Source organism: Rhizobacter sp. P5_C2 (genome assembly GCF_054049715.1).
The window spans coordinates 29066-44843 of sequence record NZ_JBFULV010000057.1 but is presented as its reverse complement, the minus strand read 5'-3'; the positions used below and the strand labels follow the sequence as shown (position 1 = coordinate 44843).

The window sequence follows — 15778 nt, the reverse complement described above, 5'->3', positions numbered from 1 at the left end:
GTGCTTCGTAGACCGACTCATCGGCACTGTTTGACCACAACGAACGAAGTGAGTGGAGGGAGTTTGCCGATGCACCCCCGAAGCCGATCTTCTTCGTGGAGTCGGCCCCTGGGCCGACCGCTCCAGCATGAGCCCCCAGCCCCTCCCGCCACCCGCCGCGCCACGCAGCAACCGGCGCGCAACTCAATACATCAATCGATCCGGCCGAATATCCCGAAGAATCGTCGTCGCGATCTCCTCGATCGACTTGTGCGTCGACGACAGCCACGCGATGCTCTCGCGCCGCATCATCGCCTCGGCCTCGGACACCTCGTGCCGGCAGTTCTCGATGCTGGAATACGGGCTGTTCGGCCGCCGCTCGTGCCGGATCTCGGCCAGCCGCTCCGGCGCGATCGTCAACCCGAAGCACTTGCGCCGGTGCGGCGCCAGCCCCGTCGGCAGCACCTGGCGATCGAAATCTTCCGGGATCAGCGGGTAGTTGGCCGCCTTGATGCCATGCTGCATCGCCAGGTAAAGCGAGGTCGGCGTCTTGCCGCTGCGGCTCACGCCGACCAGGATCACGTCGGCCTCGGCCAGGTTCTTCGACGATTGCCCGTCGTCGTGCGCCAGCGAGAAGTTGATTGCCTCGATGCGGTCGGTGTACTCCTGGCTCTTCGAGATGTCCGGGAAGCGGCCCACCCGGTGGTTCGAGGTCATCTCGAACTCCGCCTCCAGAGGTTCGATGAAGGTGTTGAACATGTCCAGCACCATGCCGCGGCTGTTCGCCTTCAGGATGTTCAGGATCTCGCGGTTCACCAGCGTCACGAACACGATCGGCCGGCGGCCCTCGACATCGAACGAATGGTTGATCTCGCGCACCACCTGGTGCAGCTTGTCCTCGGAGTCGATGAACGGGCGCCGCACGTGCCGCGGCTTGATCGCGAACTGGGCCAGGATCGAGTTGCCGAAGGTCTCGGCCGTGATCCCGGTGCCGTCGGAAACGAAGTAGACAGTGCGATTGGCCATGTGAACAGGGGGGCGTTGAGGCATCGATGATAGGCAGGAAGGCCCGTAAAATCGCCCCCAACCTTCCAAATCGCCCCCAACGCCCCTCCGGTCCATGCCCCCATTCGAACACCCCAAGCGCTGGACCGCGCGTCGCCTGCTGGAGCCCTCGGAGCATTGCTCGGGTTCGCGGTCAGGGCGGGAAGCACCGGTTTCTCAACATCACGGAGCTTTCCCATGTCACTTCCGAACCTGGCGACCGCCCTGGTCGCACCGTTTGAACATCTGAGAATGACCGACGTCGAGGCGGTCGGCGGCAAGAACGCCTCCCTCGGCGAAATGATCAGCCAGCTGGCGGCCTCGGGCGTGCGGGTGCCCGGCGGTTTTGCCACCACGGCCCACGCGTTCCGACAGTTTCTCGCGCACAACGGCCTCGCCGCGCGCATCCAGGATCGACTTTCCACCCTCAACACCGATGACGTGAAGGCGCTGGCCGAGGCCGGCGCGCAGATCCGCGCCTGGATCGAGGCCACGCCGTTCCCGCCCGAGCTGGAGACCGCCCTCCGCGCCGAATTCGCGCGGCTGACGGCCGACCACCCGGGCGCGTCGTTCGCCGTGCGCTCGTCGGCCACCGCCGAAGACCTGCCCGACGCCAGCTTCGCCGGCCAGCAGGAGACCTTCCTCAACGTGATCGGCATCGACGAGGTGCTGCACAAGATGAAGGAGGTGTTCGCGAGCCTCTACAACGACCGCGCGATCAGCTACCGCGTGCACAAGGGCTTCGCGCACGCCGACGTGGCGTTGTCGGCCGGCGTGCAGCGCATGGTGCGCTCCGACCTCGGCGCGGCCGGCGTGATGTTCACGATCGACACCGAGAGCGGCTTCGCCGACGTCGTCTTCATCACCTCCAGCTACGGCCTGGGCGAGACGGTGGTGCAGGGCGCCGTGAACCCGGACGAGTTCTACGTGCACAAGCCGGCGCTGAAAAACGGCAAGCAGGCCATCATCCGCCGCAACCTCGGCTCCAAGCTGATCAAGATGGAGTTTTCGACGCCGGCCGAGAAGGCAGCATCCGGCAAGCTCGTCAAGACGATCGACACCGCCACCGAGCAGCGCAACCGCTATTCGCTCAGCGACGCCGACGTGGCCGACCTGGCCCGCTATGCGCTGATCATCGAGCAGCACTACGGCCGCCCGATGGACATCGAATGGGGCAAGGACGGCGCCGACGGCAAGCTCTACATCCTGCAGGCGCGCCCGGAGACGGTGAAGAGCCAGTCGAAGGGCAAGGCCGAGCAGCGCTACAAGCTGAAAGGCAGCGGCACCGTGCTGGCCGAAGGCCGCGCGATCGGCCAGAAGATCGGCACCGGCCCGGTGCGCATCGTGCACAGCCTGGCCGACATGGACACCGTGCAGGCCGGCGACGTGCTCGTCACCGACATGACCGACCCGAACTGGGAGCCGGTGATGAAGCGCGCAAGCGCGATCGTCACGAACCGCGGCGGGCGCACCTGCCACGCGGCGATCATCGCGCGCGAGCTGGGCATCCCGGCGGTGGTCGGCTGCGGCGACGCGACCGAGACGCTGAAGGACGGCGCGCTCGTCACGGTGGCCTGCTCCGAGGGCGACACCGGCTTCATCTACGAGGGCCTGCTCGACACCGAGATCAGCGAGGTGCAGCGCGGCGAGCTGCCGTACTGCCCGATCAAGATCATGATGAACGTCGGCAACCCGCAGCTGGCGTTCGACTTCGCGCAGATGCCGAACAGCGGCGTCGGCTTGGCGCGGCTCGAGTTCATCATCAACAACAACATCGGCGTGCACCCGAAGGCGATCCTCGACTACCCGAACATCGACCTCGACCTGAAGAAGGCGGTCGAGTCGGTGGCGCGCGGGCATGCCTCGCCGCGCGCGTTCTACGTCGACAAGCTGGTCGAGGGCGTGGCCACCATCGCGGCCGCGTTCTGGCCCAAGCCGGTGATCGTGCGGCTGAGCGACTTCAAGAGCAACGAGTACCGCAAGCTGATCGGCGGTTCGCGCTACGAGCCGGAAGAAGAGAACCCGATGCTCGGTTTCCGCGGCGCGTCGCGCTACGTCAGCGAGAGCTTCGGCGAGGCCTTCGCGATGGAGTGCGAGGCGCTCAAGCGCGTGCGCAGCGACATGGGGCTCGACAACGTCGAGATCATGGTGCCCTTCGTGCGCACCGTCGGGCAGGCGAAGCGGGTCGTCGAGATGCTGGCCGAGCACGGCCTGAAGCGGGCCTCGGCCGGCGGGCAGGACGGGCTGCGCATCATCATGATGTGCGAGGTGCCGAGCAACGCGATCCTCGCCGACCAGTTCCTCGAGCACTTCGACGGCATGTCGATCGGCTCGAACGATTTGACGCAGCTCACGCTGGGGCTTGACCGCGATTCGGGCCTGGAGCTGCTGGCGCGCGATTTCGACGAGCGTGACCCCGCTGTGAAGGCGCTGATCTCGCGCGCGATCGCGGCCTGTCGCGCGGTCGGCAAGTACATCGGCATCTGCGGCCAGGGGCCGAGCGACCACCCCGACTTCGCCGACTGGCTGGCGCAGGAGGGCATCGTGTCGATCTCGCTGAACCCCGATACCGTCGTCGAGACGTGGCAGCGCCTGGCCAAACGTTGAGCGTGATGTGACGCCGGTCGAACCCACCGCCTACTGGCGCCGCAACCGGCGCATCGTCGCCGGCCTGCTGGCGGTGTGGTTCGCGGTCGGCTTCGGCGTCGCGTGGTTCGCGCGCGACCTGGGCTTCGTGTTCTTCGGCTGGCCGTTCAGTTTCTGGGTCGGCGCGCAGGGCGCCTTGCTGGTGTTCCTCGCGATCATCGGCGCCTACGCGTGGGTGATGAACCGGATGGACGCCGCGCAGCCGGGCGGCGACCATTCCGGCCATGAGTGACCCCGGCGAGCAGCGCCGCTTCCTTCGCCGGCTCAACAAGGTCTACGGGCTCTACACCGTGGGCCTGCTCGTGTTCATCGCGGCGCTGGCCGCGGCCGAGCAGGCCGGGCTGCCCAAGCGCTGGATCGGCGTCACCTTTCTGCTGGCCACCGTGGCGCTGTACGCCGGCATCGGCATCATCTGCCGCACCACCGATGCGCTCGAGTACTACGTGGCCGGCCGGCGCGTGCCGGCGGTCTACAACGGCATGGCGACCGCGGCCGACTGGATGTCGGCCGCCTCCTTCATCAGCCTGGCCGGCACGATGTACCTGCAGGGCTACGGCGGCCTCGCGTTCATCATGGGCTGGACCGGAGGCTTTTGCCTGGTGGCGCTGCTGCTCGCGCCGTACCTGCGCAAGTTCGGCGAGTTCACGATCCCCGATTTCCTCGGCGCGCGCTACGGCGGCCATGCGCCGCGGTTGATCGGCGCGGCGGCTGCCATCCTGTGCTCGTTCACCTACGTGGTGGCGCAGATCTACGGCGTCGGCCTGATCACCACGCGGCTGACCGGCGTCGCCTTCGAGGTCGGCATCTTCCTCGGGCTGGGCGGCGTGCTGGTGTGCTCCTTCCTCGGCGGCATGCGCGCGATCACCTGGACGCAGGTGGCGCAGTACATCGTGCTGCTGGTGGCCTACCTGGTGCCGGTGGTGTGGCTGTCGGTCAAGCAGACCGGCGTGCCGGTGCCGCAGGCGATCTACGGTGCCCAGCTGCAGAAGCTGACCGAGCGCGAGAAGGCGCTGGCGCAGGACCCGCGCGAGCTGGAGGTGATCGCGCTGTACAAGGCGCGCGCCGATGCCGATGCGGCGCGCCTGCGCGACGTGGCCGGCTCGCTCGCAGCGGAGCGTGCCGACGCGCGCCGCCAGCTGGCCGAGCTGCGCCAGGCCGGGGCCTCGCTGGCCGAGCTGCAATCGGCCGAGAAGCGGATGCTGTCGCTGCCAGCCGACGAGGCCGCGGCGCGCGTCGCGTGGACGCAGTCGCAGGCCGCCAACGAGGCGAGGGCGCGTCCGCTCGGTGGCATGCCGCCGCACGGCACGCCGTTCGCGGGCGACCCCGACGGCACGCCGGCCGAGCGCCAGGCCTTCGACGAGTCCCGGCGCAACTTCATCGCGCTGGTGTTCTGCCTGATGCTTGGCACCGCCGCGTTGCCGCACATCCTGGTGCGCTGCTACACGACGCCGTCGGTGCGGCAGGCGCGCCAGTCGGTCACCTGGTCGCTGTTCTTCATCCTGCTGCTGTACCTGTCGGCCCCGGCGCTGGCGGTGCTGGTGAAGTACGAGCTGTTCACCTCGCTGGTCGGCACGCCGTTCGAGCAGCTGCCGGCCTGGATCGCGAACTGGGCCAAGGTCGACCCGACGCTGCTGTCGGTCACCGACATCAACCGCGACGGCGTGCTGCAGCTGGGCGAGATCCGCATCGGCGCCGACATCATCGTGCTGGCCACGCCCGAGATCGCCGGGCTGCCCTACGTCGTCTCGGGCATGGTGGCGGCCGGGGGGCTGGCGGCGGCGCTGTCGACCGCCGACGGGCTGCTGCTTACGATCTCGAGCGCGCTGTCGCACGACGTCTACTACCGCACGCTCGACCCGAAGGCCACCGGCGGGCTGCGGGTGATGCTGTCGAAGGTGATGCTGCTGCTGGTCGCGCTGGCGGCGGCCGCGCTCGCGACGCAGAAGCCGGCCGACATCGTCTTCCTGGTGTCGGCGGCGTTCTCGTTCGCGGCCTCGGCCTTCTTCCCGGCGCTGGTGCTGGGCGTGTTCTGGCAGCGCGCCAACCGCCAGGGCGCGGTGCTGGGCATGCTGGTCGGGCTGTCGGTGACGCTGTACTACATGGCGCTCAACGAGCCGTGGATGCGCGGGCTGCTGGGCGTGCAGGTGCCGGGGCAGCTGTGGTTCGGCATCCAGCCGATCTCGGCGGGGGTGTTCGGCGTGCCGGCGGGGTTTGCGGCGACGGTGATCGGCAGCCTGCTGGGCCCGGCACCGGGGCCGCAGACGCGGGCCTTCCTCGAGCACTTGAGAGCACCCTGACAGAAAAATGTCCACTCACCTTATTTCTGAGTAGAATCCCGGGTTCGCCTTGCCACACCCAGACGACGCTTGGGGTGGTTCCGTGTCCAAGGCCTTCACTTCACTTGATTGAAGAAGGCGGCGGATGCAAATCCAAAAGGAGTTTCAATGCGTCACTACGAAATCATCTTGCTCATCCATCCGGATCAGAGCGAACAGGTTCCGGCCATGCTGGAGCGTTACAAGGGTGTGATCACCGCCGGCGGCGGCAAGGTCCACCGTGTGGAAGATTGGGGCCGTCGCCAGATGGCTTACCTGATCCAGAAGCTGGCCAAGGCCCACTACCTCTGCATCAACATCGAATGCAGCAAGGAAGTCCTCGGCGAGCTGGAAACGGGCTTCCGCTTCAATGACGCCGTTCTGCGTCACCTGACCGTCGTGCGGCCCCAGGCCGACAGCGGTCCTTCGGTGATGATGAAGGCCGTCGAGAAGGAAGAGTCCCGCAAGGCACCGCAGGAAACTGCAGCCTGAGAACGGTGAGGTCCCGCGGCTGTCACCCCGGCGTTGCATGAACCGATTGGTTCTGGCGGCGCAAGTGGTGGAGCGGGGTGCCGTGAGATACACACCGGCCGGGCTGCCGGCCTTCGATTTGAGCCTCAAGCACGAATCGCAGGTCAGCGAATCCGGTCAGGTCCGCCGAGTCTCCCTGGAGATCCGGGCCGTGGCCATCGGTGACATCACACGGCGCCTGCAGGCACTGCCGATCGGAAGCACAGGCACCTTCGCCGGCTTTCTTTCAGCAATGCGCAGCGGTCGCGGCACGCTGTTCCATGTGACCGAATTCGAGTGAGCCCCGTGCTCAACCTGTTTGTCCGGATCTGATATTCAAGAGAGGTGAAAATATGCCCCCGCCACGTGGTAAAGGTCGGTTCTCGAAGGACCGCAAGCCCAAGCGCAACCAACAATCCCTGCTGTTCCGCCGCAAGCGCTTCTGCCGCTTCACGGTCACCGGCGTCAAGGAAATCGACTACAAGGACATCGACACCTTGCGCGATTTCATCGGTGAGAACGGCAAGATCACGCCCGCACGCCTGACCGGCACGCGCGCGTTCTTCCAGCGTCAGCTGACCACCGCCATCAAGCGCGCGCGCTTCCTGGCGATGCTGCCGTACAGCGACCAGCACAAGGTCTGAGGAGCCACACCATGCAAGTGATCCTGCTCGAAAAAGTGGGCAACCTCGGAAACCTCGGCGACGTCGTCAAGGTCAAGGACGGTTATGCACGCAACTTCCTGATCCCGACCAAGTCCGCACGCCGTGCGACGCCGGTCGCGATCAAGGAATTCGAAGCCAAGCGCGCCGAACTCGAAAAGGCCGCTGCCGACAAGCTCGCCACCGCGCAAGCGCTGGGCGACAAGATGAGCGGCCGCACCGTTCACATCACGCAAAAGGCGGGTGTGGATGGCCGGTTGTTCGGCTCGGTGACCAACAACGACATCGCCGAAGCGCTGACGCGCATCGACTTCAAGATCGCCAAGGCGCAGGTTCGCCTGCCCAACGGTCCGCTGAAGACGGTTGGCGAGCACATCGTCTCGGTGGCGCCGCACACCGACGTCATCGTCGACGTCAAGGTGGTGGTGGTGGGCGAAACCGACTGAGGTTTCGCTTCCCCGCGACAGAAAGGCCGGCTCCGCCGGCCTTTTTCTTTTGGCGCGGACCCTTACATCTTTTCCGCAGCTTCCTCACCGGAAGTCCACAGCCTTGTCCACAGGCCGCCGCGTTCCGAGCGCTTAGGATCGACCGATGTCCACCGTATTCAATCTCCCTCCGCAGTTCGGGTCGGATGCCCACGGCCATGGTGACGACGAGGTCGCGCGGCTGCGCGTGCCACCGCATTCGATCGAGGCCGAGCAGAGCGTCATCGGCGGGCTGCTGCTCGACAACAGCGCCTGGGACCGCTGCGGCGACCTGCTGCAGGACACCGACTTCTACCGCTACGAGCACAAGCTGATCTACGCGGCGATCGGCGGGCTGATCAACGGCTCGAAGCCGGCCGACGTGATCACCGTGTTCGAGCAGCTGCAAGGCCTGGGCAAGGCGGCCGACTGCGGCGGGCTGACCTACCTGAACGCGCTCGCGCAGAGCGTGCCGAGCGCGGCCAACCTGCGCCGCTATGCCGAGATCGTCCGCGAGCGCGCGGTGCTGCGCAAGCTGGTGGCGGTCAGCGACGAGATCGCGACCGCGGCCTTCAACCCGCAGGGCCGGCCGGTCTCGCAGATCCTCGACGAATCCGAAAGCAAGATCTTCAAGATCGGCGAAGAAGGCTCGCGCTCGCGGCAGGGCTTCATCAGCATGGACACGCTGGTGGTGCAGCTGATCGACCGCGTCAACGAGCTGCACGAGAACGGCGCCGAGGAAGTGACCGGCGTGCGCACCGGCTTCTTCGACATGGACCGCATGACCGCCGGGCTGCAGCCGGGCGACCTGATCGTGCTGGCTGCCAGACCGTCAATGGGGAAAACGGCCTTCGCATTGAACATCGCCGAGAACGTCGCGGTGAACGAAGGCCTGCCGGTCGTCGTGTTCTCGATGGAAATGGGCGCGGCGCAGCTCGCATTGCGGATGGTCGGCTCGCTCGGCCGCATCGACCAGAGCAACCTGCGCACCGGCAAGCTGCGCGACGACGAATGGGGCCGCCTGTCGGAGGCGGTCGAGAAGCTCGGCAAGGCCGCGGTCTTCATCGACGAAGGCTCTGCGCTGTCGCCCAGCGAGTTGCGCGCCCGTGCGCGGCGCCAGGCGCGCCAGTGCGGGCAGCTCGGCCTGATCGTCGTCGACTACCTGCAGCTGATGAGCGGCAGCGGCGGCGGCAGCGAAGAAAACCGCGCCACCGTGATCGGCGAGATCTCGCGCGGATTGAAATCGCTGGCCAAGGAATTGAAGTGCCCGGTGATCGCGCTGTCGCAGCTGAACCGAAGCGTCGAGACCCGCACCGACAAGCGGCCGATGATGAGCGACTTGCGCGAATCGGGCGCGATCGAGCAGGATGCAGACGTCATCATGTTCATCTACCGCGACGACTACTACACCAAGGACGAGAGCAAGGAGCCGGGCGTCGCCGAGATCATCATCGGCAAGCAACGGAACGGCCCGACCGGGACGGTGAAGCTCGCGTTCCTGAAGCCGCTCACGAAGTTCGAGAACCTCGCGCCGGGCAGCGGCGGCGGGGGCGGCGACATGTACTGACCGGGCCGCGGGGCGGGCTTCACCCGTCTTGCCAGGGCCGCCGCTTCGGCTCACCATCGGTCCCGGCACGGAGGGGCCCCGATGGCAGCACCGGTGTATCCGAAGGCAGTACCTGAAGGCAGACCCGCGGGCGGTGCGCCACGCTGGACACTGCGCAGCCGCATGGCCGCCCTGCTGATCGGCGTGGCGATGCTGCCGCTGGCGCTGGCCGCCGTCATCGAGCTGAACCGCACCGAGGCGCAGCTGCGCGACGCCACCGCCGACCTGCTGCAGGCGCGTGCCGCCGAGCTGGTGCGCGACCTCGACAGCTTCCACCGCGGGCACCAGCGCTCGGTGCAGCGCCTGGCGCAGTTCCCGCCGACGCTCGCGCTGTGCGCTGCCGGGCCGGCCGAACTCGCCGCGCGGCGCACCGAGATCGCCGGCCTGCTCGCGGCGTTTCCGGCCAGCGATCCGGCCATCGGCGCCGTGGCCGTGATCGATGCGCACGGCGTGGTGCTCGCCGCCACGCGGCCATCGATCAACGGCACCGACCTGTCCTTCCGCCCCCACGTGCGTGAAGCGCTGGCGGGCCGCAGCGTGATCTCCGAGGTGTATGTCTCGCTGGCGCAACCCGACGGCATCCCCAACATTGCCTATGCCGTGCCGGTCGCGGGGCCGCCGGGCGGCAGCAACTGCGTGGCCCTGCTCGCGGTGCGGGCCGCGGCGTTGTGGGACCGGGTTGCCGCGTCCAACCACCTGGCCGGCCAGGGCAGCTTCGCGGTGATGTTCGATCGCGACGGCGTTCGCATCGCCCATTCGTACACGCAGGACATCGTGTTCCATCCGGCGGGTGCCCTGGAGCCCGCCACCATCGAGCGCATGGTGGCCGAACGCCGTTTCGGGCCGCGCACGCGCGAACTGCTCACCGACGTGCGGCCGTTTCCGCAGCAGTTCGAGCGCGCGCGGGCCGCGGCGCCCGACACGGCCATGTTCGAGGGGTTCGCGCCGGTCAACCAGGCGCGCAACTACGGCGTGGCCCGGCGGCTCGAGACGGTGCCGTGGACCGCGTTCTACATGGTGCCGCAGGCGGTGCTCGATGCGCGCATCGCGCAGGCGCGCCGTGCCCAATGGATGCTGGCGACGCCGATCCTGGCGGGCGCGCTGCTGGCCGGGCTGTGGTTCGCGTCCCGCCTGGCACGCCCGATCCGCGACCTCACCGACGCGACGCGCCGGCTGGCCGCGGGCGATGCGCAGGCGCGGGTCGCGGGGGGACGCAACGACGAGCTCGGCGAGCTGGGCGAATCGTTCAATGCGATGGCGCTGCGCATCGAGACCCAGGCCGCCGCGTTGCAGCATTCGCACGATGAGCTCGAGCAGCGCGTCGCGGACCGCACTGCGCAGCTGGAGCGCACCACCGCCGAGCTGCACGAGCAGGTGCTCGAGCGCGAGCGCCTCGACGGGCTGCGGCTGCGGCTGGCCGCCATCGTCGACGGCACCGACGACGCCATCGTCGGCAAGACGCTGGACGGCATCGTCACCAGCTGGAACACCGGCGCGGAGCGCCTGTTCGGCTACCGCGCCGCCGAGATGGTCGGCCAGCCGATCCAGCGGCTGATGCCGCCCGATCGCCTGGACGAGGAGCGTCAGATCCTCGCCCGCATCCTGCGCGGCGAGAGCGTCGAGCACTTCGAGACCGTGCGCCGCCACGCGAGCGGCCGGCCGATCGAGGTGTCGGTCACGATCTCGCCGATCCGCGACGCGCAGGGCCGCATCGTCGGCGCCTCGAAGATCGCGCGCGACATCGGCGAGCGCAACGCGGTGCAGCGGCGCCTGCAGGCCCAGCTCGAGCGGCTGAGCCTGCTCGACCAGATCACCCGCGCCATCGGCGAGCGGCAGGACCTGCAAAGCATCTACCAGGTGGTGGTGCGCAGCCTCGAAGAGCGCATGCCGCTCGACTTCAGCTGCCTGTGCAACTACGACGCGCCGACGCAGACGCTCACCGTGGTCCGCGTCGGTGTGCACAGCGCCGCGCTGGCGATGGAGATCGCGTTGCAGGAGAACGCCAGCTTCCAGATCGATGCGAACGGCCTGGCGCGTTGCGTGCGCGGCCAGCTGGTCTACGAACCCGACCTCGCCGCGGTCGATGCGCCGTTCCCGCGCCGGTTGGCGCGCGGCGGCCTGCACGCCATGGTGGTGGCGCCGCTGCAGGCCGAGTCCGGCGTGTTCGGCGTGCTGGTGGCGGCGCGCGTGTCGCGCGAATCGTTCAGCAGCGTCGAGTGCGAGTTCCTGCGCCAGCTGACCGCCCATGTCGCGCTGGCGGCACAGCAGGCGCGCCTGCATGCCGAGCTGCGCCTGGCCTACGAGGAACTCCAGCAGACGCAGCAGGCCTCGCTGCAGCAGGAGCGGCTGCGCGCGCTGGGCCAGATGGCCAGCGGCGTCGCGCACGACATCAACAACGCCTTGTCGCCGGCGTCGCTGTACACGCAGTCGCTGCTCGAGCGCGAGCCCGGCCTCAGTTCGCGCGCACGCCTGCAGCTCGAGAATATCCAGCGCGCGATCGACGACGTGGCCGCCACCGTCGGCCGCATGAACGATTTCTCGCGCCGCCGCGAGGCGCAGGCCGTGCTGCAGCCGATGTCGCTGAACGCGGTGGCGCAGCAGGCGGCCGAGATGACGCGCGCACGCTGGAGCGACATGGCGCTGCAGCGCGGCATCGTGATCCGGCTGCAGGTCGACGCCGCGCCCGCGCTGCCGGACGTGATGGGCATCGAGAGCGAGATCCGCGAGGCGCTGGTGAACCTGGTGTTCAACGCGGTCGATGCGATGCCGCAGGGCGGCGACCTGACGCTGCGCACCACGCTCGCCCCCGACGGCGCGCGCCCGGTGCGGCTCGAGGTGGTCGACACCGGCATCGGCATGGACGACGAGACGCGGCGCCGCTGCCTCGAACCCTTCTTCACGACCAAGGGCGAGCGCGGCAGCGGCCTCGGCCTGGCCATGGTCTACGGCACCGCCAAGCGCCACGATGCCGAGGTGCGGATCGACAGCACGCCGGGGCAGGGCAGCCGCTTCGTGCTGTCGTTCCCGTTGCCGGCCGTCGCCCGCGCGGCCGTGGCTGCGAAGCTGCGCGTGCGGCCGCCGGTGCCGCCGCGGCGCCTGCTGGTGATCGACGATGATCCGCTGGTGCTGCGCACGCTGAGCGACCTGCTGCAGATCGATGGCCATGCGGTCACGCCCGCGCACGGCGGACAGGCCGGCATCGAGGCCTTCGCCGCCGCGGCACCGCCCTTCGACCTGGTGATCACCGACCTGGGCATGCCGCACGTCGACGGCCGGCGGGTGGCGGCGGTCATCAAGGCGCGGTCGCCGCGCACGCCGGTCGTGCTGCTGACCGGCTGGGGCCAGCGGCTGTCCGAGGCCGGCGAGCTGCCCGAGAACGTCGATGCCGTGCTGCCCAAGCCGCCGCTGCTCGATGACCTGCGCGACACGCTGGCCCGCCTGGGCGCCCCGCTCGACCCGCTGCCGCAGGCGCCCGAAGGAGCGACATGAATCCACCCGACACGCTGCCGCCCCGCATCTTCATCGTCGACGATGAAGCCGCGCTGACGCAGGCGCTGTGCAGCACGCTGGCCATCGAAGGCTTCGAGACCCAGGGCTTCGGCGATGCCGACTCGGCGCTGCAGGCGCTGCGGACCCAGCGTTGCGACCTGCTGCTGGTCGACCTGCACCTGCCGCGCATGCTGGGGCCCGACCTGCTGCGGGCGGCGCGCCAGGTCGACCCCTGCCTGGTCGGCATCGTGATGACCGGCGAGGCCAGCATCGCCAATGCGGTGGAGGCGATGAAGGCGGGCGCGCTCGACTTCATCGTCAAGCCGTTCCGGCTCGACGCCATCCTGCCGGCGATCGCGCGCGGCCTGCAGGTGCGCGAACTGCTGCTGTCCAATGCCGCGCTGCAGCGCAGCCTGCAGGAGCATGCCGCCGCGCTGGAGACCGCCAACCGCGACCTGGCGGCGGCGAACGGCGAGCTGGCCGCCTTCAACCATTCGGTGTCGCACGACCTGCGCGCGCCGCTGCGCTCGTTGGGGGGCCTGTCGAAGCTGCTGCTGGAGCGGCATGGCCCGGGGCTGCCGGAAGAAACGCAGCGCCTGATGCGCGCGATGGGCCTCAGCGTCGACCGCATGCAGCACCTGGTCGACGACCTGCTGCGGCTGTCGAGCTTCGGGCACGGCGCCATCGAGCCGTTGCCGGTCGACATGGCGCAGCTGGTGCACAGCGTGGTCGACGAGCTGCGCGCCGACCAGCCGCCGCGCCAGATCGAGCTGCGGATCGGCGAGCTGCCGCCCGCCCGCGGCGATGCCGGCCTGCTGCGCCAGGTGTTCGTCAACCTGCTGTCGAACGCGTTCAAGTTCACGCGGCTGCGCGACGGCGCCCGCATCGAGATCGATGCGCATGCCGGCGAGCACGGTGCCACGGTCTACCGGGTGCGCGACAACGGCACCGGCTTCGACCTCGCGCAGGCCGGGCAGTTGTTCGGGCCGTTCCGGCGCCTGCACCGGGCCGACCAGTTCGAGGGCAACGGCGTCGGCCTGTCCATCGTGAAGCGCATCGTCGAACGCCACGGCGGGCGCATCTGGGCCGAGGCGGCGCCCGGGGAGGGCGCCACCTTCTCGTTCACGCTCGCGGCGTGACCAGCACGCCACAGGGGTCGGGTTGCGGCGTCAGAACGGCTCAAGCCTGCGGATCTGCTGCACCAGCGCCTCCAGCGCCGGGTGGCGTTGTTCGTAGAACGCCAGCCAGGGCGCGAGCTGATCGGCATTCAATGGGCCGGTGAGTGCCGGCGAGCCGGCCGGCAGCGCGGCCAGCGCGTCTTCCAGCGCCTGCGCGTCCACGGTGGCCCATGAATGCGCGATGCGCCCGGCCAGCAACGTTCGCGCTGCATGCGCACGTTCGAGGTAGTTCGACAGCTCGGGCAGCGCATCGCCGCCGACCTCGTCGTCCATCGCCAGCGCCTCGGTGAAGGTCGGGCCGTCGTAGCGGGCACCCGGTGCCGCATCGGCCGCGTCGGGCTCCGCACCGAAGGCGGCCACGCCGTCGAGCGCCGACCAGTCGAAGCTTGCCGCGTCGAGGTTCAACATCTGCTGCGCATCGGCCGCGTTCTCGGCGAGCTGTTCCGGCGCGAGCGCCGGGACGTCGGCACTCGCCAGCCCCGCCATCGCGCGCATGAAGCCGAACTCGGCCAGCGTGTGGGCGTGCAGGTACAGGTGCTCGAAGGCGTCGCGGTCCATGACCTTCAACCGATCAAGGCGCCGGCCAGTGCCGACGCGCCACCGAGCAGCAGCGGCAGCGGCGTGCCGCGGCCGACGGTCTGCAGCGCGTTCACCGCGATCGGGCGCAGCACGCTGAACATCGCGTTCAGGATCGCGCGGATCACCGTCGCGGTGAGCTGCGCCGCGCTGGTGACGACCACACGCGCCCAGCGCGCGGCCTGCAGGATGCACTCCATCAGCTGCGCGTTCATCTCGGCGATCTTGGTCATGTTCGATGCCAGCACCACGCAGAACAGGTCGATGCCGGTGAGGCCCGAGATCGTCACGAAGCCGAGCTGCCGCAGCAGGTGCGAGAAGGCCTTCATCAGGTAGCTCAGGCCCTGCGCGGCGGTCTGCGTCAGCCAGCCGGGGTTGTCGGAGCTGCGCAGCAGCCAGCGTGCCAGCACCGCGTTGTCGCGCTCGACCGCGCCGCCGAGTGCCCGCACCGCCTGCCAGTTCATCTCGAGGCCGCCGACGCTTCGCACGTACTCGGTCATGTCGTGGTTGGCCACGCTCAGCAACTGGCCGGTGGGCGACACCAGCATCATGTTGTTCGGGTCTTCCGGCTGGCCGTTCAGGTGGCCGTAGGGGTAGGGGCCCACCATCGTCACCGGGTCGAGATCGTGCGAGACGCGGAAGATGTTGTGCTTGCCGAGCGACTGCTCCATCGCCCCCTGCGCCCCCAGCGCGCCGACGCGCGGGCAGCCGAAGGTGTAGAGCTTCACCGCCTTGCCGCGCGACGAGAAATGCGCCGCCACCAGCGTCGCGACCGCGCCGCCCAGGCTGTGGCCGACGCAGTGCACCACGTCGGCGTCCATGATCCGGCTGTCGTCGCGCGTGAGGCCGATCTTCACGCTGTCGAAGGTGTTGCGAAAGCCCTGGTGCACCAGCCCGAAATCGCCGAAGCCGGTCATCGAGGCGCGCAGGTCGGTGAGCAGGTCGGCCTTGGAGTGTTCGGCCCGCGTGCCGCGCGTCGCGATGACGACCTGCTTGCTGCCGGCGCGGTTGAAGCTCAGCACGTAGCCGAAGCCGGTGGTGACGCCGGCGGTCGATCCGGCGAACACGCGGTCGAGCTTCGCGCCGCCGAGCTCGGTGCTCTTCAGCGAGGTGTTGGTGCCGCCGGCCTGGGCCGCGGCGCCCAGCCCGTCGCCGGTGACCATCTTGCGCACGTTGGCGCGGGTCTCCATGCCGATGGTCGGCTGCCCGCTGATCCAGTCCTTCAGCGTGAAGTACGAGTTGTGCGCGATGTACGACGCCTCTTGCGGCGTCAGGTATTCGTTGATCGGTGTCGACATGATGTTCGCGG

Annotated in this window: 13 protein-coding genes; 10 read left to right on the top strand and 3 right to left on the bottom strand. The window is 68.9% G+C overall.

The annotated features are described in order from the left end of the window. Window positions 1–183: 183 nt before the first annotated feature. Window positions 184–1005 (bottom strand): posphoenolpyruvate synthetase regulatory kinase/phosphorylase PpsR, encoded by an 822-nt coding sequence (gene ppsR / locus ACXJLU_RS20640; RefSeq protein ID WP_457334176.1) that lies wholly within the window; start codon window positions 1003–1005, stop codon window positions 184–186. A gap of 216 nt (window positions 1006–1221) precedes the next feature. Here ppsR and ppsA point away from each other — a divergent pair, with 216 nt between their 5' ends. The 10 genes from ppsA to ACXJLU_RS20590 all read left to right on the top strand — a co-directional run bounded on the left by ppsA (window position 1222) and on the right by ACXJLU_RS20590 (window position 13854). Next, window positions 1222–3630, top strand: a complete 2409-nt coding sequence (gene ppsA / locus ACXJLU_RS20635; protein WP_457334174.1) for a phosphoenolpyruvate synthase — start codon at window positions 1222–1224, stop codon at window positions 3628–3630. A 7-nt stretch (window positions 3631–3637) separates the two neighbouring features. Beyond that, the gene (locus ACXJLU_RS20630; protein ID WP_457334172.1) at window positions 3638–3901 is read left to right on the top strand and encodes a DUF4212 domain-containing protein; all 264 of its coding nucleotides are present in this window, start codon (window positions 3638–3640) and stop codon (window positions 3899–3901) included. After that, window positions 3894–5966: a VC_2705 family sodium/solute symporter gene (locus tag ACXJLU_RS20625; RefSeq protein ID WP_457334170.1), complete on the top strand. Its 2073-nt coding sequence runs from the start codon at window positions 3894–3896 to the stop codon at window positions 5964–5966. The genes ACXJLU_RS20630 and ACXJLU_RS20625 overlap by 8 nt, the downstream gene beginning before the upstream one ends. A 147-nt stretch (window positions 5967–6113) precedes the next feature. Next, window positions 6114–6476 (top strand): 30S ribosomal protein S6, encoded by a 363-nt coding sequence (gene rpsF / locus ACXJLU_RS20620; protein ID WP_073464083.1) that lies wholly within the window; start codon window positions 6114–6116, stop codon window positions 6474–6476. Window positions 6477–6513: 37 nt separating this feature from the next. Continuing rightward, window positions 6514–6795, top strand: a complete 282-nt coding sequence (gene priB / locus ACXJLU_RS20615) for a primosomal replication protein N (protein WP_047502598.1) — start codon at window positions 6514–6516, stop codon at window positions 6793–6795. 52 nt (window positions 6796–6847) lie between these two features. After that, on the top strand, window positions 6848–7138 hold the full coding sequence (gene rpsR / locus ACXJLU_RS20610; protein WP_047502601.1) for a 30S ribosomal protein S18: 291 nt from the start codon (window positions 6848–6850) through the stop codon (window positions 7136–7138). A gap of 11 nt (window positions 7139–7149) precedes the next feature. Beyond that, window positions 7150–7602 (top strand): 50S ribosomal protein L9, encoded by a 453-nt coding sequence (gene rplI, locus ACXJLU_RS20605; RefSeq protein WP_457334167.1) that lies wholly within the window; start codon window positions 7150–7152, stop codon window positions 7600–7602. Window positions 7603–7747: 145 nt separating this feature from the next. Further along, entirely contained in the window at window positions 7748–9187 is a 1440-nt protein-coding gene (gene dnaB / locus ACXJLU_RS20600; protein WP_457334165.1) for a replicative DNA helicase, read from the top strand. A 162-nt stretch (window positions 9188–9349) separates the two neighbouring features. Beyond that, window positions 9350–12715: a PAS domain S-box protein gene (locus ACXJLU_RS20595; protein ID WP_457334163.1), complete on the top strand. Its 3366-nt coding sequence runs from the start codon at window positions 9350–9352 to the stop codon at window positions 12713–12715. Then, window positions 12712–13854 carry a sensor histidine kinase gene (locus ACXJLU_RS20590; protein ID WP_457334161.1) on the top strand — a complete coding sequence of 381 codons (1143 nt, stop codon included), beginning with the start codon at window positions 12712–12714 and terminating at the stop codon, window positions 13852–13854. The genes ACXJLU_RS20595 and ACXJLU_RS20590 overlap by 4 nt, the downstream gene beginning before the upstream one ends. Window positions 13855–13884: 30 nt before the next feature. Here ACXJLU_RS20590 and ACXJLU_RS20585 read toward each other — a convergent pair whose 3' ends face one another. Continuing rightward, window positions 13885–14451 (bottom strand): hypothetical protein, encoded by a 567-nt coding sequence (locus tag ACXJLU_RS20585; RefSeq protein WP_457334159.1) that lies wholly within the window; start codon window positions 14449–14451, stop codon window positions 13885–13887. Between the two features lie 5 nt (window positions 14452–14456). After that, on the bottom strand, window positions 14457–15767 hold the full coding sequence (locus ACXJLU_RS20580) for a lipase family protein (RefSeq protein ID WP_457334157.1): 1311 nt from the start codon (window positions 15765–15767) through the stop codon (window positions 14457–14459). Between the last annotated feature and the right edge of the window lie 11 nt (window positions 15768–15778).